Source organism: Nostoc sp. DedSLP04 (genome assembly GCF_034530775.1).
Taxonomy (GTDB): domain Bacteria; phylum Cyanobacteriota; class Cyanobacteriia; order Cyanobacteriales; family Nostocaceae; genus Nostoc.
This window is the reverse complement of sequence record NZ_JAVRCL010000013.1, coordinates 15493-36767: the sequence shown is the minus strand read 5'-3', so window position 1 is coordinate 36767 and position 21275 is coordinate 15493. Positions and strand designations below refer to the sequence as shown.

The 21275-nt window shown below is 41.1% G+C and carries 21 protein-coding genes; 13 read left to right on the top strand and 8 right to left on the bottom strand.

The annotated features are described in order from the left end of the window. Nucleotides 1-57: 57 nt before the first annotated feature. From RMX89_RS10205 to RMX89_RS10180, 6 genes are all read left to right on the top strand, one after another. Nucleotides 58-201: a hypothetical protein gene (locus RMX89_RS10205; protein ID WP_322673796.1), complete on the top strand. Its 144-nt coding sequence runs from the start codon at nt 58-60 to the stop codon at nt 199-201. 107 nt (nt 202-308) lie between these two features. Beyond that, nucleotides 309-806 (top strand): hypothetical protein, encoded by a 498-nt coding sequence (locus tag RMX89_RS10200; protein WP_322688848.1) that lies wholly within the window; start codon nt 309-311, stop codon nt 804-806. 331 nt (nt 807-1137) lie between these two features. Next, nucleotides 1138-3588, top strand: coding sequence for a phenylalanine--tRNA ligase subunit beta (pheT, locus tag RMX89_RS10195; protein ID WP_322688847.1), 2451 nt, complete (start codon nt 1138-1140; stop codon nt 3586-3588). Between the two features lie 304 nt (nt 3589-3892). Then, a complete protein-coding gene (locus RMX89_RS10190) occupies nt 3893-4162 on the top strand; it encodes a YciI family protein (RefSeq protein WP_289799149.1) in 270 nt (89 codons plus the stop codon). A 42-nt stretch (nt 4163-4204) separates the two neighbouring features. Then, nucleotides 4205-4576 (top strand): hypothetical protein, encoded by a 372-nt coding sequence (locus RMX89_RS10185; protein ID WP_322688846.1) that lies wholly within the window; start codon nt 4205-4207, stop codon nt 4574-4576. After that, nucleotides 4557-5351 (top strand): Tab2/Atab2 family RNA-binding protein, encoded by a 795-nt coding sequence (locus tag RMX89_RS10180; protein WP_322688845.1) that lies wholly within the window; start codon nt 4557-4559, stop codon nt 5349-5351. The genes RMX89_RS10185 and RMX89_RS10180 overlap by 20 nt, the downstream gene beginning before the upstream one ends. A 273-nt stretch (nt 5352-5624) precedes the next feature. Here the strand turns inward: RMX89_RS10180 and RMX89_RS10175 are convergent, their stop codons facing one another. Next, complete coding sequence (locus tag RMX89_RS10175; RefSeq protein WP_322688844.1) at nt 5625-6524, bottom strand: aspartoacylase; 900 nt, start codon at nt 6522-6524, stop codon at nt 5625-5627. Nucleotides 6525-6723: 199 nt separating this feature from the next. Between RMX89_RS10175 and RMX89_RS10170 the strand changes: the two genes are divergently transcribed. The 3 genes from RMX89_RS10170 to RMX89_RS10160 all read left to right on the top strand — a co-directional run bounded on the left by RMX89_RS10170 (nt 6724) and on the right by RMX89_RS10160 (nt 9135). Continuing rightward, on the top strand, nt 6724-7905 hold the full coding sequence (locus tag RMX89_RS10170; protein WP_322688843.1) for an AGE family epimerase/isomerase: 1182 nt from the start codon (nt 6724-6726) through the stop codon (nt 7903-7905). Between the two features lie 55 nt (nt 7906-7960). Further along, on the top strand, nt 7961-8548 hold the full coding sequence (locus tag RMX89_RS10165; RefSeq protein WP_322688842.1) for a Uma2 family endonuclease: 588 nt from the start codon (nt 7961-7963) through the stop codon (nt 8546-8548). A gap of 104 nt (nt 8549-8652) precedes the next feature. Beyond that, nucleotides 8653-9135: a cupin domain-containing protein gene (locus tag RMX89_RS10160; RefSeq protein WP_322688841.1), complete on the top strand. Its 483-nt coding sequence runs from the start codon at nt 8653-8655 to the stop codon at nt 9133-9135. A gap of 279 nt (nt 9136-9414) precedes the next feature. Here RMX89_RS10160 and RMX89_RS10155 read toward each other — a convergent pair whose 3' ends face one another. The 3 genes from RMX89_RS10155 to RMX89_RS10145 all read right to left on the bottom strand — a co-directional run bounded on the left by RMX89_RS10155 (nt 9415) and on the right by RMX89_RS10145 (nt 13845). Continuing rightward, a complete protein-coding gene (locus RMX89_RS10155; protein WP_322688840.1) occupies nt 9415-10743 on the bottom strand; it encodes an ATP-binding protein in 1329 nt (442 codons plus the stop codon). A gap of 94 nt (nt 10744-10837) precedes the next feature. Further along, nucleotides 10838-12175: a tellurite resistance TerB C-terminal domain-containing protein gene (locus RMX89_RS10150; protein WP_322688839.1), complete on the bottom strand. Its 1338-nt coding sequence runs from the start codon at nt 12173-12175 to the stop codon at nt 10838-10840. Nucleotides 12176-12471: 296 nt separating this feature from the next. Beyond that, nucleotides 12472-13845: an ATP-binding protein gene (locus tag RMX89_RS10145; protein ID WP_322688838.1), complete on the bottom strand. Its 1374-nt coding sequence runs from the start codon at nt 13843-13845 to the stop codon at nt 12472-12474. 87 nt (nt 13846-13932) lie between these two features. Between RMX89_RS10145 and RMX89_RS10140 the strand changes: the two genes are divergently transcribed. Then, nucleotides 13933-14253, top strand: coding sequence for a TMEM14 family protein (locus RMX89_RS10140; protein WP_322688837.1), 321 nt, complete (start codon nt 13933-13935; stop codon nt 14251-14253). Between the two features lie 643 nt (nt 14254-14896). Here the strand turns inward: RMX89_RS10140 and RMX89_RS10135 are convergent. Together RMX89_RS10135 and RMX89_RS10130 are read right to left on the bottom strand one after the other, a co-directional pair. After that, on the bottom strand, nt 14897-15544 hold the full coding sequence (locus RMX89_RS10135) for a hypothetical protein (protein ID WP_322688836.1): 648 nt from the start codon (nt 15542-15544) through the stop codon (nt 14897-14899). An 82-nt stretch (nt 15545-15626) separates the two neighbouring features. Continuing rightward, nucleotides 15627-15863 (bottom strand): DNA-directed RNA polymerase subunit omega, encoded by a 237-nt coding sequence (locus tag RMX89_RS10130; protein WP_094351515.1) that lies wholly within the window; start codon nt 15861-15863, stop codon nt 15627-15629. A 150-nt stretch (nt 15864-16013) separates the two neighbouring features. Here RMX89_RS10130 and RMX89_RS10125 point away from each other — a divergent pair, with 150 nt between their 5' ends. Continuing rightward, on the top strand, nt 16014-16433 hold the full coding sequence (locus RMX89_RS10125) for a fasciclin domain-containing protein (protein WP_322683713.1): 420 nt from the start codon (nt 16014-16016) through the stop codon (nt 16431-16433). A gap of 91 nt (nt 16434-16524) precedes the next feature. Here RMX89_RS10125 and RMX89_RS10120 read toward each other — a convergent pair whose 3' ends face one another. Next, nucleotides 16525-17988: a glycoside hydrolase family 13 protein gene (locus RMX89_RS10120; protein WP_322673782.1), complete on the bottom strand. Its 1464-nt coding sequence runs from the start codon at nt 17986-17988 to the stop codon at nt 16525-16527. A gap of 632 nt (nt 17989-18620) precedes the next feature. On the opposite strand from RMX89_RS10120, the gene RMX89_RS10115 reads away from it, so the two are divergent. Both RMX89_RS10115 and RMX89_RS10110 read left to right on the top strand, forming a co-directional pair. Continuing rightward, complete coding sequence (locus RMX89_RS10115; RefSeq protein WP_322688835.1) at nt 18621-20348, top strand: S8 family peptidase; 1728 nt, start codon at nt 18621-18623, stop codon at nt 20346-20348. Between the two features lie 114 nt (nt 20349-20462). Then, complete coding sequence (locus tag RMX89_RS10110) at nt 20463-20762, top strand: hypothetical protein (protein WP_322688834.1); 300 nt, start codon at nt 20463-20465, stop codon at nt 20760-20762. Between the two features lie 43 nt (nt 20763-20805). Here the strand turns inward: RMX89_RS10110 and RMX89_RS10105 are convergent, their stop codons facing one another. After that, a complete protein-coding gene (locus RMX89_RS10105; RefSeq protein WP_322673779.1) occupies nt 20806-21177 on the bottom strand; it encodes a CU044_2847 family protein in 372 nt (123 codons plus the stop codon). Nucleotides 21178-21275 lie beyond the last annotated feature (98 nt).

Here is a 21275-nt window from a genome sequence, read left to right as displayed (position 1 = left end):
GCTTGTGTATTTAGATTGCTCGATTTATGGTATTTTAGCTCAAGCGTGAGAAACCAAATGGTTCTCAATCGTAATGGTTATCCAAGAAGCAATGTCTACGACGGGCGCTTCCTGAGCGCACCCGTATCCCTCCGGGGAAGCAAGCTAGCAAGAGCGTCTCCGATAGGAGAAGGGCTGCGCCTACGCACAAAAGTTAGCTAATTGCGTTTTATCTTTTAAAGCTTCACTCTAGCAGAACATAGAACAATTTATCAGCCTGCTTTCTGGCTCAACTAATAATAAAATTTCCTAATTATGGAGTATAAAAAATGAAAAGTGTAGTAAGCCCAGCAGTTATATTAACATTGATTGGTGGAGCAAATTGTCTTCCTAGCTATGGAATATTATCAAATATCAAGCCTTCAAGCATAGAAGTTCAATCAATTGCTCAAGGTAATCATCAACAATTGATGGCTAGAGTTGGAACTACTTTAAATACTCCATTTTATCTGAGATATGGAAGGACAGCTTACCTCCCCACTGACAATATTGAAATCAAATTTTCAAAAGTTATCCAGGATTCTCGGTGTCCTTCTGATGTAACTTGTATTTGGCAAGGGCAAGTTATTATTGGATTAGACATCATAAAAAATGGTCAGCAAGTTTCAACATTAACGCTAACCCTTGTCCCAGGTCGTGATGCTTTACCAATTCAATTTTTAGATAAGTATTCGGTGAGATTGATAGGGGTTTCCCCGTACCCAAATAGCAAAAAGGCGATCGCACTCAAAGACTACATTGCTAAAATTGTTGTTAGTAAAAATTAGATGACTAAATAATTCGTAATTCGTAATTCGTAATTCGTAATTCGTAATACTCGCCTTTGGCGAGAAGCAAGCTACGTAATTCGTAATTCGTAATTAAAAAAGTTAGACTGAATCTGGATTTTCAGCTTGACATCTGTAGCCGGATTTTGGATAATCGGTATTTCTTCCCTGCGTAGATATATTCTCAGTATTTACTTATTTTTACATTGCCAGTCTAACGTAGTAGGATTGTTCAAGTGAAAGGGTACGCCTTGCGGGACGAGTAGCCATCGATCGCTAGCAGGCACCCTAAAATAAGAGCAAAAGACGATTCCTAAAACAAGCACACTCCATGCGTATTTCTCTAAATTGGCTGCGCGAACTAGTAGAGATAAAACTTAGTCCAGAAGAATTAGCCGAAACCCTGACAATGGCAGGGTTTGAGGTTGAAGAGATTGAAGACCGCCGCACTTGGGCAAATGGCGTGGTGATCGGCAAAGTGCTTGAGCGTCAACCCCATCCCAACGCCGATAAATTGAGTGTTTGCCAAGTGGATATCGGTACAGGTGAAACTTTAAATATTGTCTGTGGCGCTGCCAATGTGAAGGCAGATATCTATGTGCCTGTGGCAACTACGGGTACTTACTTACCTAAAATTGATTTAAAAATTAAACCTGCAAAACTACGTGGTGTCCCATCTCAGGGGATGATTTGTTCTTTAAAGGAACTCGGTTTGCCCACCGATGTAGACGGAATTCATATTTTTACCCAGGAAAATTTACCATTGGGTAGTGATGTCCGGCCGTTGTTGGGTTTAGATGATGTAATTTTAGACCTGACCGCAACTGCCAATCGCGCTGATGCTCTAAGTATGGTAGGTGTAGCCAGAGAAGTAGCCGCTTTAACGGGTGGAAAGTTGAGCATTCCTGAACCTACTGAAGTATCTATTCCCAAAAATACCGGAAATTTAGCTTTAAAAATTGCCGATACCCAAGCTTGTCCTGCATACATCGGTACGGTAATTGAACAGGTGAAAATTGCTCCGTCTCCCGAATGGTTGCAACAGCGTTTGCGGGCGGCTGGGGTACGTCCCATCAGTAATGTGGTAGACATTACTAACTACGTTTTGTTGGAATGGGGACAACCACTGCACGCCTTTGATGGCGATCGCCTAAAATCTGTTGCAGGTAGTGAAAATTTAACCATCGGCGTTCGCTTTGTCAATAATGGAGAATCGCTCAAAACCCTGGATGGACAAACTCGCATCCTAACAATCCAAAATTTGTTAATTACCGCTAACGAAAAACCCGTTGCGCTGGCGGGAGTCATGGGTGGGGAAGAAACAGAAGTCTATGAAGGGACTCAAAGCCTAGTTTTAGAAGCAGCTTTATTTGATTCCGTGGCAATTCGCCGTTCTTCTCGGAGTGTGGGCTTAAGAAGTGAGGCTTCTGGCAGATACGAACGAGGAGTTAACCGAGCTGAATTGGAAATAGCTAATCGCCGCGCTTTATCCTTAATTAGCGAATTAGCCAGTGGAATTATTGTCCAGCAAGAAATTGCCGACACCCGCCCCGATCCGTCTACTTGGAGTCGTTCTATCGCCCTGCGTTTAGAACGAGTTAATCAGATATTGGGGCCCATCGATTTAGAAGAGGACACAGGCGAACTCCAAGGACAAGATGTTGAGCGCATCCTGACTGCATTGGGGTGTCAGTTAACTTCTTCAGGAGAAGATAGCAGCCATCAACCTACATGGTCTGTTTCTGTGCCACCTTATCGTTACCGCGACTTAGAGCGAGAAATTGATTTAATTGAAGAAATCGCCCGTCTCTATGGTTACAACAAATTCTGCGATACTTTACCAGAAAAAGCGGAAGCTGGTTATCTGCCTTTAGACGAGGAACTGATTCGCAAGTTACGAGCTTTTTTGCGGGCTGAAGGGTTGACAGAATTAATCCACTATTCTTTAGTCAAACCAGGAGAAGACAGAAATATAGTACTGTCAAACCCCTTATTTGTTGAATATTCAGCGCTGCGAACCGATTTGATATCTGGGTTAATTGATGCCTTTCAATACAATTTAGAGCAGGGTAATGGTGCCCTTAACGGTTTTGAAATCGGGCAAATTTTCTGGCAAGAAGAAGACGGTTTGCAAGAAACAGAAGCCTTGGCGGGAATTATCGGAGGCGATCGCAGCCTTGGCAAATGGTCAAAAAGTGGACGCGAAGAACCTATCACCTGGTTTGAAGCCAAAGGCATTTTAGAAAGTGTATTTCGGCAACTGAGCTTGCAAATCGAATTTCAACCCGATCGCCGCGACGATCGCTTACATCCAGGACGTACTGCTTCCCTGTGGATTCGGGGTAACAGACTAGGGATTTTTGGACAACTCCATCCCCAACTGCGACGAGAAAAAGGTTTACCAGATTCCGTTTATGTCTTTCAATTGGATCTAGATGTGCTTTTAGATTCTCTGGGAGAAGATGAAATTCTCGTCTCCAGATTCCAGCCTTATTCTACATATCCAGCTAGCGATCGCGACATCGCCTTTTTCGCACCCGTGAAAATCTCAGTTGTCGAAATTGAAAAAGTAATTACCAAAGCTGGTAAAGATTTACTCGAATCGGTGGAATTATTTGATGAATATCGCGGCGAAAACGTCCCCGAAGGACAACGGAGTTTAGCATTCCGCTTAATTTATCGGGCTAGCGATCGTACTCTGACTGAGGCAGAAGTTGAACCAGTACACAATAAAGTCCGCGAAGCTTTGGTGGAAAAATTCGGCGTTAACTTGAGAAGTTAGTCATTTGTCATTTGTCGTTTGTCATTTGTCATTTGCTAGGAGTGAGAAATTAATAATATCAAGTCCGGGTAATTAGTTTGATTTCCACAATTATTACACCCCACCCCCAACCCCTCCCCGCAGGCGGGGAGGGGAGACAAAGCGTAGCTTTGGCGGGGTGGGGTTCTTGAAGTTTAATAAGTAACCAAGCGAACATGATATAATTCCTCACTCCCCGATGCACTGGCTGCAAAATCTAAAATCCAAAATCTAAAACTTGTACTGAGCGAAGTCGAAGTATCCAAAATCCAAAATAGTCTTAACCATGCCAAAATATGTACTCTGGGGAACTTACTGCGAAGACGTTATCGAAAAACGCGCCCCCTATCGTCAAGCTCATTTAGACGGATTAGCAAAACAGAAAGAATCCGGTGTGCTGATTACTATCGGCCCCACCAAGGATGTTACAAAAGTTTTTGGGATTTACGAAGCCGAAGACGAAGCCACTGTGCGCCAGTTAATTGAAAACGATCCTTACTGGAAAAATGGCATCTGGACTGAATATTCAGTCAAAGAATGGATTCAGGCTTTATAAATTGGTGTTGGGCATTGGGCATTGGGCATTGGGCATGGGAAGATGAGCTTGAATGTTGAACCTTTGAACTCGGATGTTGAACCTCTGAACTCGGAAATTATACCTTTGAACTCGGAAATTATACCTTTGAACTCGGAAGTTGAACCTCTGAACTCGGAAGTTGAGCCTCTGAACTCGGAAGTTGAGCCTTTGAACTTGGAAGTTGAGCCTTTGAACTCGGAAGTTGAACCTCTGAACTCGGAAGTTGAGCCTTTGAACTCGGAAGTTAAACCTTTGAACTCGGAAGTTGAGCCTCTGAACTTAAAACTTTCAATTTTAACTCTTACCAATCTCTCCCATCCCTCCATGCCCAATGCCCAATGCCCCATGCCCCATGCCCAATGCCCACATAATTATGAAAATTTGGCAAGTTGATTTTTATCGTCGTCCCTCACAAGATGCGTCTGGACAAATTTTATGGGACTTGTTGATTTGTGACGCAACTCGCAACTTTCAATATGAAGCCGCCTGTCTCCAGTCAGCAGCAAATTCTAATTGGGTTGCGACTCAACTTGAGCTAGCTGCTGGTGAAAAATTGCCAGATGTAATTCAGGTATTTCGTCCTCAATCTCTAAGCTTAATTGAGGCGGCTGGACGCAACTTAAGTATAAATGTCGAACCTACCCGCCACACCTTGGCGTTAAAGCAGTGGTTACAAGAAAAGCAATATCCCTCAACCCTGGATAAACCACCCCCAACACCATTACCAGAAAACCTTTGGGGAGAACAATGGCGTTTTGCAAGTTTAGCTGCTAGTGATGTAGAAACGAGATTTAGCGATCGCCCTATTCCCATTTTGCACGTTCCAGAACATTTCAAACCCATCAATTTAGGTTTGGCATCAACAGTTCCCGTTCCTGGTGTAGTAATTTATGGGGGACGGCAATCAATGCGCCTAGCACGGTGGTTGCAGCAAGCCCGTGCCGTCAGCTTGAACTACATTTCTGGCGCACCGGATGGCTTAATATTAGAAGCTAGCTTGGTAGATAGGTGGATTGTTGCCACATTTGAAGATCCAGAAGTTACCACAGCAGCCCAAGCATTTGAACAACGTAAAAAGCATTGCCGAGGATTGCATTTTTTGTTAGTTCAACCCGATGATTCTGGTATGACTTATAGCGGCTTTTGGTTATTGCAAGCAGAAAATTAATATTAATTGCTAAAAATATTTGTCTGCTTAATTTTGATAGCTAAATAAATCGACTAAAGTGATGTCTGACCGCAAGTAAATATGGGTCTACGCTTTACTGTAATTTGCCTATATAGGACAAGTGTATAAGTCTAGCAAATTTTAGTATGATTATAAAGTCATACTAAATAATAATACTCAAAATTATTTTTTAAATGTAGTTTTAGGATTTGTGGTTTAAAAGTATTAGGGAATAAAAATAAAGATAAAAGTGAGGCAAAGGCGATGAACAAATTAAACTATTTCTTCCTGTTTTTGACTTAAATACATCGCAATTCCTTTCTCGTAGTAAGCTGCTTCATTAATAAAAATAGGATAAACAGTAGACGCTCCCTCATAGAAAATATCTTTTCCTTCAAAAGTCAGAAACATTGGATCGCCTGGATGCAAAGGTTCATAATCCCTAAACTGAAGCTGGGGGTGAATCATAGCTTGAATTTCCCCACGTAGGGGCAGCCCACCGTAAGCATCGCTTCTCGGATAATCGATAGTCTGAATGTATTTATAAAGTGTAAGGTGATTGCTTGTCTGCGGAATATTACCCTGATTGCACCTTTCAAAATAATCTAAAACTGCATAAATAAGCTGTTCTGTCTCCTGAAATAATTTGGCGTTTAAAACATTTTGAGCTACAGCACCAACTTCTATAACAAAACCCAATTCGCACAAAGAACGGAGAAAACCATTTTCTTTGGATTCCTGATTAATAAAGACTTTCACCAAAGGATTGATAGAACTTAAATAAGCGCCTAACCGGAGCAAGAAAGGATGCATATCACAAAAAATCAGACTTAACCCCATATTGGCAGTTGTGCTATGCAAATCAACAATTACATCTACAAAGGGCTGATTTTGCGGTTGCAATATCTGTTGAATTGCTTTTGCCCGCATATCTTCATAACTTAAGAGTTGGGGATTTTGTAAACCTTGATTAGTGAAACAACGATTTAAATCTTTTTCAATGTATCGTTTTCCTTCTTCAATAGCTTTGAGATTGCCAAGTAATGCCAGAGTTTCAAAACTTGCCCTGTTAATTAAATTAGGATATTGCTGAAACTTTTTGACTAAATGTACTCCTGTTAGCTCATTACCGTGGTTTCCTCCAACGATCGCAACTCGTTCAATCTGACTCATAACAACCTCATCTCTAAAAAACTACCCTACGGTTATTGAGAATGGTGCAAGATCCAAGATAGAAGTATAACTTCTGTTGACTAAATCTTGTAAAAGCCTGACACAATGTCTACGAAGGGCTACGCCTACGCTCCATATTAGAGCCAAAATATGATAACTGTTAAGCTGTTAGATTTAGTACAAAAAGAGAAGCAAATTTATGGAGAAGGACTTTCAAGCGAACGCTGAACTTTACAAAAACGCCCTCCTCAACGACGTACTCCCCTTTTGGGAAAAATATTCTCTCGATTGGCAGCAAGGCGGCTATTTTACCTGCCTCGATCGCGAAGGCAAAATTTATGATACAGACAAATTCATCTGGCTGCAAAACCGCCAAGTGTGGACTTTTTCCATGCTTTACAACCAGCTAGAAAAGCGCGAAAATTGGCTAAAAATTGCTAGCAACGGTGCTAATTTTCTCGCCCAACATGGCAGAGATAGCGATGGTAACTGGTACTTTGCCCTCACTCGTGAAGGGAAACCATTAGTTCACCCTTACAACATCTTTTCTGATTGCTTTGCAGCGATGGCATTTAGTCAATATGCACTCGCTGGCGGCGAAGAATGGGCAAAGGATGTAGCGATGCAAGCTTATAACAACGTATTACGCCGCAAAGATAACCCCAAGGGCAAATATAATAAAACCTATCCCGGCACACGCCCGATGAAATCATTGGCTGTACCGATGATTTTAGCCAACCTGACTCTAGAAATGGAATGGTTGCTACCAAAAGAAACACTAGAGAATGTCCTCGCTGAGACAGTCCGCGAAGTGATGACCGATTTTCTCGATCAAGAACGGGGACTAATGTACGAAAATGTTGCCCCTGACGGTTCCCACATCGATAGTTTTGAGGGACGGGTGATTAATCCAGGTCACGGGATCGAAGCGATGTGGTTTATCATGGACATCGCACGTCGGAAAAACGACACCAAAACTATTAACCAAGCCGTTGAGGTGGTGCTAAATATTCTGAATTTTGCTTGGGATAACGAGTACGGCGGATTGTATTACTTTATGGATGCAGATGCTCATCCCCCACAACAATTAGAATGGGATCAAAAGCTGTGGTGGGTTCACCTAGAGTCATTGGTTGCATTAGCGATGGGTTATCGGCTGACAGGGCGTGAGGTGTGTTGGGAATGGTATCAAAAGATGCACGATTACGCCTGGTCACACTTTGCTGATTCCGAGTATGGTGAATGGTTTGGCTACCTGAATCGGCGTGGGGAAGTATTGTTGAACCTCAAAGGCGGCAAATGGAAAGGATGTTTTCACGTACCGCGTGCATTGTATCTTTGTTGGCAGCAATTTGAAGCATTGCAAAACCTGGGGCGGTAAACAACGCAGTCAGTTTAATCTTTGCTAGTGACAAGTACTCTTGGAAAGATGTCTCATGAATGCTGTAACACCTAAGCGATTTACGATCGCCCAATACCATCAATTGATTGAACTCGGATTTCTCACAGAGGGCGATCGTATTGAATTGATTCGCGGAGAACTGATTCAAATGACAGCAAAGGGAACACCTCATACAGTTTGTAGTTCTATCTTATGCCGTCAATTGGATCGGCTTCTAGGCGATGGAGCAGTCATCCGTGGACAAGATCCCATCGCCCTTCCTAATCAGAGTGAGCCTGAGCCGGATGTTGTCATTGCACAAGGGAGAGATGAAGATTATCTCGCTCATCATCCCTATCCCAAAGATATTTTGTTAGTAATTGAAATTTCGGATAAAACCATAGATTACGACCAAACAATCAAGTTGTCATTGTATGCAGAAGCTGAAATTTCTGATTACTGGATTGTAAATTTACCGGCTCGTCAACTTGAGCGTCATAGCCAGCCATATCAAAACGCTCAAACTAAGTTTAGCTATCTCAGCAAGCAGATTTCTCTATCTAATCAGTCAGTGGCAATTCCTGGATTTAAAGATGCATTATTAGACTTGAATCGGTTGTTTCCAGAGAGTGCTAGTGAATGATTTTCGCTCATTTTCTAAAGTGAATTAAGCTACTTATGCTTATTAGACAAACTAAACACAAAATGATGTAATTAAAAGTATTGCCCAAACAAAAAACTTTTAATATGAGAAAACTGTCTCTGATTCTTCCCTTAGCTATCCTAGCTTTTGGCAGTGTAGTTGTTAAGAGCCAAGAAATCTCCTCACCCAATACTTACACTCAATCTGTTACCCGTGAAGTTTTAGCGAGTGGTTATCCTACTCAAGATAAAAAGCAGATTCTTGAGCTTGTACGCTATACCATCGCACCAAGAGCAAAACTCCCTACTCATACTCATCCAGGAATGCAGATTGAACGAGTAGAGGCGGGAAGTTTAACTTATACTGTTGTGGAAGGAGAAGCCAAAGTAAGGAAAGCTAACGGCGCAGAATTGATTCTTCAAAAAGGGAAAACTATACAGCTTACAGTGGGAGATTCTTTAGTTGAATCTGCCGGAATGGTTCATTATGCAGAAAACCAAACAAACAAGCCGATTATTCTGTTGTCTGCTTCTCTATTTAATGCTAATCAACCAAAAGCTATTTTAACCAATACTGAAAACAGATGAATTCGATGAGAATTGCAGGTTTTATTGAGTTTTATTCCTATTATTATTGTTTTGGTATTAACTTCAAAAATGATTTATCATCATTAAAAACACATATTAATAGAATAGAAAAAACTAAAAATATGTTTAATCAACCTTACTTAATAATTTGGAGTGGGAGAAATTAGTCTGAAATCTTCACAGATTTAGGGCGTGCTTTTAATATTACTATCCCAAAACTTGACTAGCTAGTTTATGAACTTAGCGATTGGCTAGGCTTACCAATTACTAAAGAGTAAACTACAAACTAAATTCTGCTGCGCCATCCTCATCCACATCTGCATCTTTACCCATAGCAGTAGGTTTAAATTTAGAACCATGAATTAATTCAGCAAACGCAATTCCTGGATTTTGGTGAATAATATTCAGCACACTCATAAAATCTCGCACAATTTCTCCTGGTGTCAGTAATGCTTCTGCACCCAGGCGATTAATAATTTCTTGCACAAACTCCTTCAACTCACGATTTGTCAAAGTCTGTTCATAGCCAAAATTGAGCGCATGAATCTCAGCTAAACGTTGCAAAAGCGTTAATATTTCTGCTTCACTCAACGGATTTAGCCGAATCACTGGCCCTAAATGTTCTTGAACATTAGCTTGTGCAACAAAACGACTTTCTTTGGTGCGTCTTTGCCAAGCTTGGTCTGCAAAAAGTCCTCGTTTGGGGTCTTCTAAAAACTTGGTTGTTCCACCAACGACAATGCCAAGATGTTCTGCTTTACATTGCATAGTATCGTTAAACATTGCCAGGAGTCGATTATAATTTTTTTCCCGCGTGACTGTAGTAGATATTTGATATAAATGAACAGCTTCATCAACTAAAATTAACAGTCCTTTATAGCCAATCTCAGCGACAAATTTCGCAAACAGTTTTATATAGTCATACCAACTATCATCATCAATAATAACGCGCACTCCTAAAGCTGCTTTCGCCTCAACTTTAGTAGTAAATTCTCCGCGCAACCAGCGCATCGCTGCATTTTTTAAATTATCATCATCCAATCGGTAGCCACGCCAATAAGCGATAATCACGCTACCAAAATCAAAACCGTGAACTAAATCTTCAATATACTGAACCACTTCCCTAATTTTCGATTCAACTTGGTCATCAAAACCATCGTCATTGGGACGCATTTCAGTTTCTTTAACCACTTCTTGTTGAATTTTATTAATCCATCCTTCTAAAATTGAGACTAAAGCACCACCATCAGGACGAGTTTTTGTAGCGAGGTGGCTCATTAATTCTCGGTAGGTAGCAACACCTTCATTGTTGCTTCCAGCTAATCGCCGTTCGGGAGATAAATCAGCATCAGCTACTACAAAACCTTGCTCCATCGCTCGATTACGAATTAGTTGTAATAAAAAACTTTTCCCAGAACCGTAGTTACCAATTATGAAGCGAAATGCTGCGACACCTTCTGCAATATCATCGAGATTTTGTAATAGGCTTGTTAGTTCTTTTTCTCGACCTACTGCGATATATTCAACTCCCACTCTTGGTACTACCCCCGCACCAAGGGAATTGATTAAAGCAGTGGAGATTTTCTTCGAGATTTTGAACTTTGCCATGTATTACACTTCACTTGATTCTAAACGCAGAAGCACGCGGTAAGTAAGTAAGGGGTATCATCTTACTACTAAATCTTACGACGGCAATAACAATTTAATTTGACGAAGTATGTCTAGCCATGAGGCCTTCATACATCGCAATCATTTTTTTGACATCTGTTATATGCTCCTGATAAACTTTTGGACTTTCGGAATCAAAATTGATTATTAATTCCCCAATAGTATCATTTGCACGTTCATTTATAGAATCGATTAATAAATTTGGCATAGTGATATTTGCTTCAGCAATTTTTTTAATAGCACTATTGGGATTATCTTGTTCAATTATAGCTTTTAATACTTGTAACTCATATCCCGGAAGATTTCCGAGAAAATTAGTCCATTCTTCAGAGATATTTTCCGATGTCTCAACTTCCGATTTTTCAATGATATCAGAAGATTCAATTATTTCGGAAAATGGAAACAACTCAATATCATCTTCTTGGGAATTATCCGACAAAGGCTCTGGATTTAAGGTTTCTACTTGTTGTAGTAATTCCCATACTTGATTTTGTAATGAGTCTCGTTCTTCTTGCAATAATGAAACTTGGCCTTGTAATTGCTGTAATTCGGCTTTGTGTTCTGCGAGTTGGGTTTGTGAATAATTAAGAATAGCTTGGATATTTTCTCTTTCGGTTTTCGTTGCTACCAGCAATTGATTATTTTGGGTTGTCTCAACTTCTAGCTCTTGAATTGCAATTCGCAGTTCGTATAATTTTTCTTCTAATTGGGGTTTGAGTCTGCCTAAAAGAGTTAAATTACTTTCAATTTCTTGTTTCTCGTGTTGTAGCTCGGAAATTTGACTTTGCAATTGGGCGATTTCAGCGCGAGATACATTACAATTTGACTCTAAACGGCGCTTTTCTGCGGTGAGAATAGAAAAAGCATTGTTCAATTCAGTTTGATTATTCTGCAAATTATTAATTTCAAGTTGCAGGCTATTAACTTCTGTTTCTAATTGCTTCTTTTGTCCGGCAAATGCTCTTAATTCTCGATGTAAACTATCTCTTTGGCTACGACTTTCTATAACTTGATTTTGCAGCTGTTGTGATTCAGCATATAGTAAATTATGATGTTCTTCAATTTGATTTATTTCTCTGACAACACGAGCCTTTAATTCCTCCATATCTTTAATTCGCTTGCGGAGCGAACCTAAAACAAACATTTCATAATTTCTACGCCGCTTGTCTATGAATAATACTGTTGTATGGATAGTAACGGCAGTAATTACACCTGTGAGAAAGGCTTTATTAAAATCCCAGCTTGGGACAAGGCTAAGACCAAAACTCACACTAAAGGCAACTATCACTAGTATAAATCTATTGCCGATCGTTACTGATTGCATATTGCTGGTTTTTAGCGTAGTTAAATTATCTGAATAAGTAGCTTTCATAGTAATTTATAATTCGTAATGACGCTCTCTACGAGACGCTAAAAGCGTAGCTTGCTTCTCTGAAAGAGTACGTGGACTCGCTACCGCTACGCTAACGTAACTCGTAATTAAACAACACATATACATAAAATACTTAATGTAAGTGGTTTGTAATTTATTGTTCTGTTTGTTAGTCAAGATATTTTTCCCAGATTTGGGATCGTAATTGTTATGAAATCTTTAATTTTAGTTAATATTGCATAACATTGTTCTGTGATTTACAAAAAAGCGCAATCATTAATGAAATAATTTTAATGTTAAGTGTTGGATATATTTTTATTTGCATGAAAAATTGTTAAATCTGCTTTTAAAAAATCAACAAACTGCCGTGCTGTACGTCCAGAACGACCATTATGACGAGTTGCCCATTGTAATGCCTGAAATTCTAAATCTTCTTGGGTAATATTAATTTCAGCTTGTGCCACTAGATGTTGTACAATTTTTAAATAAGTTTTCTGATTGGCTGGTTCAAAAGTTAAGGTTAAACCAAAGCGATCGCTAAACGAAAGCTTCTCCTGCATCGTATCCCAGGCATGGATTTCCTCGTTATCCTTTGGTGCAGGTCTATCCACAAAAAACTCCCGAATCAAGTGGCGGCGATTGGAAGTAGCATACACAACTACATTTTGCGGCCGTGCCGTTAAATTACCTTCTAAAACTACCTTGAGGGCTTTAAAGGCATCATCATCTTCTTCAAATGAAAGGTCATCGACAAAGATAATAAATTTTTGTGACACACCCCGTAAATGTTCCACGATTTCTGGTAGGTCTTTTAAATCAGATTTTGCCACTTCTAATAAGCGGAGGCTGCGTTGGGCTTTGCCCTTGCCGGAGGCATCGCTATATTCATTCAACAAAGATTTCACTAAAGAAGATTTGCCAGAACCGCGACTACCGTAAAGTAATACATGCAGTGCCATCTCTCCTGACAATAAAAACTCTGTATTTTTCAGCAAAGCATCTTTTTGAGATTCGTAACCGACAAGCGCACTCAGTTTAACCGGGTCAGAATATCTAATACCGATAAACTGCCCAGATTGCCATCGTAAAGCGCGATATTCTGCAAATAAACCAGAGCCACATTGCCGATAATAAGCTGCTAACTCTTCTACAGCATCACCCCAATTATCTAACTCTTGTAGATATGTAATGAATTTTGTCTCTACTCCTAGCAATTCTTGCTCTTTATACCACACTACTGGTGAAATCGGCATGTGAGCTACGTTTTGTACCCACTCGCTCAAAGAAGCGCTGCTACACTCATAGAGGCTTTGCAATACTTGTAAATCATGCTGAACTGCTGTTATTAAAGCTGGGGGCAAATCTTCAAATTCTTGCACTCCCGCCAGCCTTGTAAAAGGATTCTCACAAAAGAGAATTTGAGTAATTAAATAGTCTTCCCAGTTTTGATTTCTAGCAGCCAAAGCGTAAAAGTAATTGCCGTAAGCTTGGAGACAACCCCGTGCATCGGTGTCAGTGTAACGTATAGCTTGCAACAGTTCCAGAAATGCTATCCCGACTTCGCCTTGCAGAACAGATTGGTACAGTAAAAGTGAGGCTGCTTGACGCTGGAGATATTGAATCTTTGTATATGAAGAAGTATTTGCCATTGGCATCGCTTGATTATCCATAAATCAACTGTGTGGTATAGCTAGATAGCTATGGTAAATTGTCTGCTGACCCTGGCAGTAAAGTCAAAGTCTACATAGGTTTTAACAATGAATTTAAGTATAATTGCTGCTTTTGCCTACGGTATATTAGCGATTGTTGGTGGGGTTATTGGCTACATTCAAGCTACAAGTAAGGTTTCACTCTTAAGTGGTAGCATTAGCGGTTTATTACTAATACTGGCCGCTTACTTTCAACTCCAAGGACAAACTTGGGGTGCGATTTTAGCAGTGTTAGTTACTGCTGTTTTAGTAGTTTTCTTTGCATTGAGACTGGCAAAAACACGCAAGTTTATGCCTGCGGGATTAATGACAATTTTGGGTATGTTGGCATTGGCAGTGATGGTGAATCAATTTGTGGCTTTAAGGTAGCATTAGTCTCTCAGCAATAACCACCCTCTTGTTTTTTTTGGTATGGCATGAGTTTCTCTGCTTTGAATTATATTAGTACATTTATATTACTGTGACTTGTTACCTTTGCCTAATAACTTCTAGCATTCTCAATGAGTTATAGCGATTTCTGTCTAAATAAACGTGAATTCGACGGCTTATATAGTGTCCGCAAAATTCGCTCAATCAAAAAGACCTCTCCCTGATTTTACTTGGCAAAATCGTCCCTCTCCGAGTCGGAGAGGGACAGCCTTGAACTTTAGTTCAAGGCAGGGAGAGGTTTATCGAACTCACGTTAAATAAGGTAAACGGGTAGAGGCGCACAGTACCTTTATCAAGGTGAGTCAAATTGTTGGCAAATATAGCTGAGTGCTGAATGAAAAGGGTGTAGGGGATAGGGTGTGGGGTGTGGGGAACCCCATACTTAAAAGCAGGGGTTTCAAAACGGACGCTGTATATCTTGCACATACGTGTCACTACATACATCTTTTGATTTTTTCCATATTTAAAAACAGGGGCTTGTACCCGTTGGGTGCGAGAGAACGTTCTTTATCTAATACCTGCAACCCCACACCCCACACCCTTCTCGGTCAAAACCGAGTTGTTTCAAAACAAGGAAAATTTATCATTTTAGGAGTTCGGCACCTCCTCGTTGTGGTGGCTGTGGGGTAGTTGATGTAGTCGGACTGGGTGCGGTATTGGAATTAGGGGATAGGGTATTTTGGGAAGCAGGATTAAATATATTGACTAAGACTTGTACTAGGGCATCTCGTTGGCTGCGGGTGAGACTTTTGATAGCTTTGCGATCGCCTTCTATCGGATTTTCCCGTAGTGAGTCATTCCCTGGATAGGTAGTATCATACATAATTTCGTTCACACCCAGGTAATCAGCTAAAGTCAACTTCCAATCTAAGCGATAAATGGGGGCCCGCCCTTTGGTATAAATGTGATATCTAATTAGGCGATTTGCTAAAGTGTTGTTTTCGGCAACTTTCCCATTTTCTTTACTGATATACTTATTTTCCCGTGGAAAATCTGGCAATTGTTGATACACCAGCTGCCAAACATCGCTAGGCGTGATTCTCTGGGCAGAAGCAGGTTGGATACTAAATAAATTTCTATGTATTGATTTATCCGCTCCTGAACCTAAAACAATTACACTCACTAGTATTAAGGTAAGTAGTAGTAGTGTTAGCGGTAGCTCGGCGTTTCGCTTGTGCTGAGTTGTGAGTTTTGAGAAAATTGATTTAAATAGAAATTTTTTCTTTTTCATAGAACAATATTTTGGGCGTTGCTGAGTGAAAAGATGAATTTGCCTGATTCAGAATTCAGCACTTACCACTCAGCACTCAATCTTATAGTTCGCCGATAATTTCTGGTTGAGTCAACTCATCGGACATTTCGATTATTGCCCTTAGCACCGGCTTCATCATCGCATCTTCGTTACTTTCAAAGTCTTCGTAACGCCGACGTTTAGCACGATTTGCTACCTGAACCGTAATGCGGTATCGATTTGAGGCTGCACTAATCAGATCCTCAGCACGGTGCATAATCTGAGATTGAGTTGTCTCGAACTTAGAACGCTTTAGCATAATCAGTGGTTCTTGGGGTCATTCTCCAGTGTAACAGTACTAAATCAGTCTACTGCTGTCTGTTAAATCGCCAGCAACCTCTCTATTGATAGAGGCTAAGATATTTTAGTCACTTTATAAGTAACTTGTAGTATTAAATAACGCACCCTCATGGCTGACCTTGTGGAAACTGCGATCGCAGCAGGTAATTTCAATACTCTAATAAAAGCTGCTGAAGCTGGAAATTTCATAGAAACTTTGAAAAGCCCTGGTTCTTTCACGCTCTTTGCACCGACTGACGAAGCTTTTGCTAATCTGCCAGAGGGAACTTTAGACTCGTTACTACAAGATATCCCCAAGCTCCAGAAAATTGTGGCGTATCATATCGCTAGTGGGGATGTCAGGTCTGATGATTTGGTACAGATTAACGAGGCAGAGACGCTTGAAGGGTCAATTGTCGCCATTGAATCTGCCGACGGTAAATTTAAGGTAAATAACGCCAATGTCCTAAAAACAGATATTCTGGCAGACAATGGCGTGATCCACGTTATCGATGCAGTGTTGGTGCCTGCAATGGTGGCGGGAAGGTAATGTAATTGGGCATGGGGCATGGCGCATCGGGCATTGGGGCAGAGGAAAAAAACTTACTGCAACTTCTCCCCAGTTCCCCAGTCCCCAATACCTAATCCCCAGTCCCCAAAATGCACCCACTGCGTGCGGGAACAGTCAATGACAACTGCCGATCTCCTTTACTATTCCACTCAACTTCAGCAGTGCCATATAAAGGCTTGTTGGGTTGAGTACGCAAAGTAGCGACATCTGCATTCGCTGTTGCCGAACTTGTGCCAGCGTTGATGGCAATTATTAATTCCTCTGTCCCCAAAGTTCGCGCAAAGATATAAAGTTGTCCTTGAGCATAGAGAACTTGGTAATCACCAGTACGCAAGGCTGGGTAAGTGTGGCGGAGGGCAATTAACTGGCGGTGAGTATTGAAAATTTCTTGATTCCAGTTACTCTCTAAAGGAAAACCACGGCGTGAGTCGGGATCTATTGCACCAGGTAAACCAACTTCATCACCATAGTAGATGCTGGGCGCGCCGGGAAAGGTGAGTAACAGCAAAGTTGACAATTCTATACTGCCTATATCGCCGCCTGCAATGGTCATCAATCGGGCTGTATCGTGACTTGCAAGCAAATTGAGTTGAGTTAGCTGAATTTCCCAAGGGTAAAGTTGCAGTACTTCTTGGATTTTGGTGGCGTACTCGGCAGCAAATAAGGGTGGGTAGGGTTGATAGTCGCGGCTTTGGACTTGTTCTAAGACTACGCGATCGCCTGCTGCAAAGGCAATTGTTGGCCCAGCAAATAGATAATTCATCACGCCGTCAAATTGCGTTCCATCCAACCACTCGCGTGAATCTCCCCAGACTTCGCCCACAATATAAGCTTCAGGATTGATGGCTTTGACGCGATCGCGAAATTCCTGCCAAAAACCAGGAGTTTTTATTTCAAATGGTACATCCAATCGCCAACCATCAATGCCGAATTTAATCCAATATTCGGCAATTTCCATAATGTATTCTCGTACTTCTGGATTATCGTGGTTAAATTCTGGCAAGGCGCGATTTCCCGCCCAGCCTACGTAGTTGGCAGGAAATTCGCCATTGTATGCTGAAAGGGGCCAGCCTTCTATTTTGAACCAATTTACCCAAGGCGAATGGGGGCCATTTTCTAAAACGTCGTGGAAAAAGAAAAAACCCCGGCTAGAATGGTTAAATACCCCATCCAGAACGACTTTGATATTCCGTTGATGGGCTGCATCGAGCAATTCCTTAAAAGCTTCGTTGCCCCCCAGCATTGGGTCAACTTGATAATAATCGTGGGTATGATAGCGATGATTACTGGCGGATTGAAAAATGGGTGTGAAGTAAATCGCGTTAATCCCTAAATTCTGGATGTAGTCTAAATCCTCCATAATGCCCCATAAATCGCCGCCTTTATAGCCCTGGAGGGTTGGCATAGAGTCCCAATCTTCCCAACGGGCTTCTTGCAATAACCGTTTGCGCGGCTGTTTGCTTCTGGCAAAACGATCTGGGAAGATTTGGTAGAAAACAGCGTGCTTCACCCAGTCTGGTGTTTGAATTTGCATGAATAACTCTTTGTACGTTCAGAAGCGATCGTTGCAAATATTAGCTTCTTTATGACTCTTACTTATGATAGAGAATCTGTCATTTCTCAGTAGTCATTAGCGATTTAGCCTTTTTGATGCTGTTTTATACGCAAATGTTATCAGTCTTAATTGGATGAACATCGGGGTTTGATTAGGAGCAGCACCAGAACCCATTCAAAAAGGTGAATGCAGAGATTTATTAAATTTATCTTTTTTACTTATTCCTTAATTCTTCTTAATTTTATTTTATTTACCTTGTCCGTAATGATTTCGGGAGAAACTGGATTAGTTTAATAGCTTCATAAAATTTCCTAGTGACTCCAGTCTTGGGTAATTCTGAGATGCGGCTGCTCAAAAATGTATCACGAGCCACAGAAAATTACGATCGGGGAGACAGAATTCAAAAATATGAGTTATGAATTAGCAATTGTCTTAGGAAGAACTTACCATTTCCTAAGCTTATTTGATGTTATCTATAAAAAAATAGATAACTATAGTCGCATCAAATAATCAAGGCTAAAAAAATACATAGACTGCATTAATGTGAGAGCGACTTATCCTACTAAAATCACTACTTAGTTGACAGCAAATAAATTGAGTTTGAGGTAAAAATGAGACACGAAAAACTTTCCCCTGGGCTACTTTTGGCATATCAAGACTATCAAAATGAAGGAGATCGAGCTTTAGTTACACACAAGCGATCGCTTGGCATCATTGCCCACAAAAGCCCGGTTAAGCCCACTAAGAGCGTCGTTTTTATTTACTGCGACTCCGATGCAGACTTAAGTTATTTATCACAATATAATATTGAAGTCAATCAAAACTCTGGGAGTGTGCGGACAGCTTTCTTACCGATAGATAGTTTAGATGTCTTATCTGAAGAAGATGTGATTCGGCGGATTAAGCCATCACGCAAACTTCATTTGAGGATGGACACTGCAATGGGAACAGTCAAATTGCCGGAATTTAAGAATCAAACCGGACTGACTGGTAAAGGAGTAATCATCGGCATTATAGACAGTGGTATCGATCCGAAACACCCTGCCTTTGCTGGACGAATTTTACACATTTGGGATCAAACATTGCCAGGGCCAGGAGTCACAGAGGGCGGCTATGGGGCTGAATTTACGGGAGCACAACTGACAGTTTCTCAGGATACTGGCGGTCATGGTACTCACGTTGCGGGAATTGCCGCCGGTGCTGATGCTAGTTATGGCGGTGTCGCACCAGAAGCGGAATTAGTTGTCGTCAGGTCAGATTTACAGGATGCCCACATTGCAGATGGTGTGCGTTATATTTTCCGAGTTGCTAGGGAGTTGGGACGCCCAGCAGTGGTGAATCTCAGCTTGGGCGGACACGCTGATGCTCATGATGGTAGCGATTCCTTATCTAAAGTTATTGATGCCGAAACTGGGCCAGGAAGAATTGTTTGTTGTGCTGCGGGTAACGAAGGAAACGATAACATTCATGGACAAGCAATCATACCCAGTGGACGCACTCGTGGTATGCGCTTCAATGTTCCTTTGAATCAAGTAGGCATAGTTTGGTTAAACGCTTGGTATGCCAAAGACAGCGAATTGGAAGTATCTGTGCGGAGTCCTAACGGTTTTGTTACTCCCTTCCAAAAAATCATTACTGAAGGTAATGCCGCCCAAGATTACCAGTTACCAGATGCACGGGTGCAATTAGCGACACCAGCACCAGACCAAGCCAACGGCGACCATAATTTCTTTGTGCAAATACGCGGTATTGACCCCTCGCAAGTCATGGGAGGTATTTGGCAGCTGCGAGTCCGCAACACTTCTTCAACTGACACATGTTTAAATGTGTGGACGCTAGATGATAGTTCATCAGTGTTTTTCACAGGTAAAAGTGTGAAAGATGCCTTAAAAATTGGTTCGCCGGGAGCCGCCAGCAGTGCAATTACAGTTGCCGCCTATACTACTAAAACCAAGTACACAGATATTGATGGCCAAGTGCGAGAAATGGGCTTAGAATTGGACACTATTTCGGAATTCAGTAGTGAAGGCCCTCTACGCAATGATGGACAGAAGCCCGATGTAGCAGCACCAGGAGCAATGATTGTTTCGACGCTTTCCGCCGATGCAAATTTTGACCGCTCATCGATGATTAATTCCAAGTTTGTGGTGCAGGCTGGTACGAGTATGGCGACACCGTTTGTAAGTGGGTTAGTAGCACTGCTGTTGCAGCGAGATCCTAAACTCGATCCGGTTGCTGTGAAAGACTTACTACGTAAAAATAGTGCAATTCCCGGCAAACCCGCAGGCACATTTGATGATAAATGGGGTTATGGAGTAATTAACGCTTTGAATCTGTAATTAGACTGAGACTGATGGATATTATTTCTGTACAAGGGTAGGTAACAACAACCGATAAATTTGATAAGTTAGGGTAGACAATTATTGCCTACCCTGTTTACCAAGGAGTTACTGGTGAATTATCAGAAACTAGATGCCGCTCTTGCGACAGTGCTAAATGATGTTAAAGATTCAGAAGAAACTAGTTTGGCAGTTTTTATCCATACCGAACCAATTTTAAACTCTGCTGCAACTGCTGTTTTAGAAAGCTTTGGTGTCAGTGGTGTTAGTAGTGGCAAAGATATTTTCACAGCAACACTTTCACCAAATGCTATTTCCCAGTTATCAGAGCAACCTTGGGTGAAGTATTTGAAGCGATCGCAGCAATTAGGTTTGGTTAATAGGAGAATAAATACACCGAAGTTGGGCGTTTAATCGGCATTGCTTACCCTTATGATGTGTAGATAATTTTTTGCTGTTACTGTGAATCAGGTTTTGGTTTTTCTGGAAACTTACACTTCACTTGAATTTCCAAATTACTTTCAGCAGAGCCTTCGGTAATATAAGGAATGCCAGCCTTCCCACCCAGCTTAATGCCAAATTTAAGACTTACCTCCTCAATATCCGCAGTATTAAAGTCTTTAAAAGCACTTAGAGCATAGATAGTATAAGAGCGAATCATTTGCCGAGCTTGTTGCATCCGAGCGATCGCATCTGTTCGTACATCCTTGTATTCTATGCCATCATCGTCCTCCTCAATTTCCGAAGTTATTTCGGTGGCTGTGACGTTAATCTCAATCTGCTCAATCTCTCCATCTGCTTGGAAAAATATTTGCTGTACTTCTGACATAAGCTACCTCGATTAAAGTTTTGTAACGTATCTGAATAAATTTCAGTTTGCTTACGGAAAAATAACAGATGGTGTTGTTGTTAGCAACACAGCCATCA

Excerpts from the sequence above, each read along its gene's own strand:
- RMX89_RS10205 (WP_322673796.1), top strand. The coding sequence starts at position 58 with ATGGTTCTCAATCGTAATGGTTATCCAAGAAGCAATGTCTACGACGGG.
- RMX89_RS10200 (WP_322688848.1), top strand. The coding sequence starts at position 309 with ATGAAAAGTGTAGTAAGCCCAGCAGTTATATTAACATTGATTGGTGGA.
- pheT (WP_322688847.1), top strand. The coding sequence starts at position 1,138 with ATGCGTATTTCTCTAAATTGGCTGCGCGAACTAGTAGAGATAAAACTT.
- RMX89_RS10190 (WP_289799149.1), top strand. The coding sequence starts at position 3,893 with ATGCCAAAATATGTACTCTGGGGAACTTACTGCGAAGACGTTATCGAA.
- RMX89_RS10185 (WP_322688846.1), top strand. The coding sequence starts at position 4,205 with ATGAGCTTGAATGTTGAACCTTTGAACTCGGATGTTGAACCTCTGAAC.
- RMX89_RS10180 (WP_322688845.1), top strand. The coding sequence starts at position 4,557 with ATGAAAATTTGGCAAGTTGATTTTTATCGTCGTCCCTCACAAGATGCG.
- RMX89_RS10175 (WP_322688844.1), bottom strand. The coding sequence starts at position 6,524 with ATGAGTCAGATTGAACGAGTTGCGATCGTTGGAGGAAACCACGGTAAT.
- RMX89_RS10170 (WP_322688843.1), top strand. The coding sequence starts at position 6,724 with ATGGAGAAGGACTTTCAAGCGAACGCTGAACTTTACAAAAACGCCCTC.
- RMX89_RS10165 (WP_322688842.1), top strand. The coding sequence starts at position 7,961 with ATGAATGCTGTAACACCTAAGCGATTTACGATCGCCCAATACCATCAA.
- RMX89_RS10160 (WP_322688841.1), top strand. The coding sequence starts at position 8,653 with ATGAGAAAACTGTCTCTGATTCTTCCCTTAGCTATCCTAGCTTTTGGC.
- RMX89_RS10155 (WP_322688840.1), bottom strand. The coding sequence starts at position 10,743 with ATGGCAAAGTTCAAAATCTCGAAGAAAATCTCCACTGCTTTAATCAAT.
- RMX89_RS10150 (WP_322688839.1), bottom strand. The coding sequence starts at position 12,175 with ATGAAAGCTACTTATTCAGATAATTTAACTACGCTAAAAACCAGCAAT.
- RMX89_RS10145 (WP_322688838.1), bottom strand. The coding sequence starts at position 13,845 with ATGGATAATCAAGCGATGCCAATGGCAAATACTTCTTCATATACAAAG.
- RMX89_RS10140 (WP_322688837.1), top strand. The coding sequence starts at position 13,933 with ATGAATTTAAGTATAATTGCTGCTTTTGCCTACGGTATATTAGCGATT.
- RMX89_RS10135 (WP_322688836.1), bottom strand. The coding sequence starts at position 15,544 with ATGAAAAAGAAAAAATTTCTATTTAAATCAATTTTCTCAAAACTCACA.
- RMX89_RS10130 (WP_094351515.1), bottom strand. The coding sequence starts at position 15,863 with ATGCTAAAGCGTTCTAAGTTCGAGACAACTCAATCTCAGATTATGCAC.
- RMX89_RS10125 (WP_322683713.1), top strand. The coding sequence starts at position 16,014 with ATGGCTGACCTTGTGGAAACTGCGATCGCAGCAGGTAATTTCAATACT.
- RMX89_RS10120 (WP_322673782.1), bottom strand. The coding sequence starts at position 17,988 with ATGCAAATTCAAACACCAGACTGGGTGAAGCACGCTGTTTTCTACCAA.
- RMX89_RS10115 (WP_322688835.1), top strand. The coding sequence starts at position 18,621 with ATGAGACACGAAAAACTTTCCCCTGGGCTACTTTTGGCATATCAAGAC.
- RMX89_RS10105 (WP_322673779.1), bottom strand. The coding sequence starts at position 21,177 with ATGTCAGAAGTACAGCAAATATTTTTCCAAGCAGATGGAGAGATTGAG.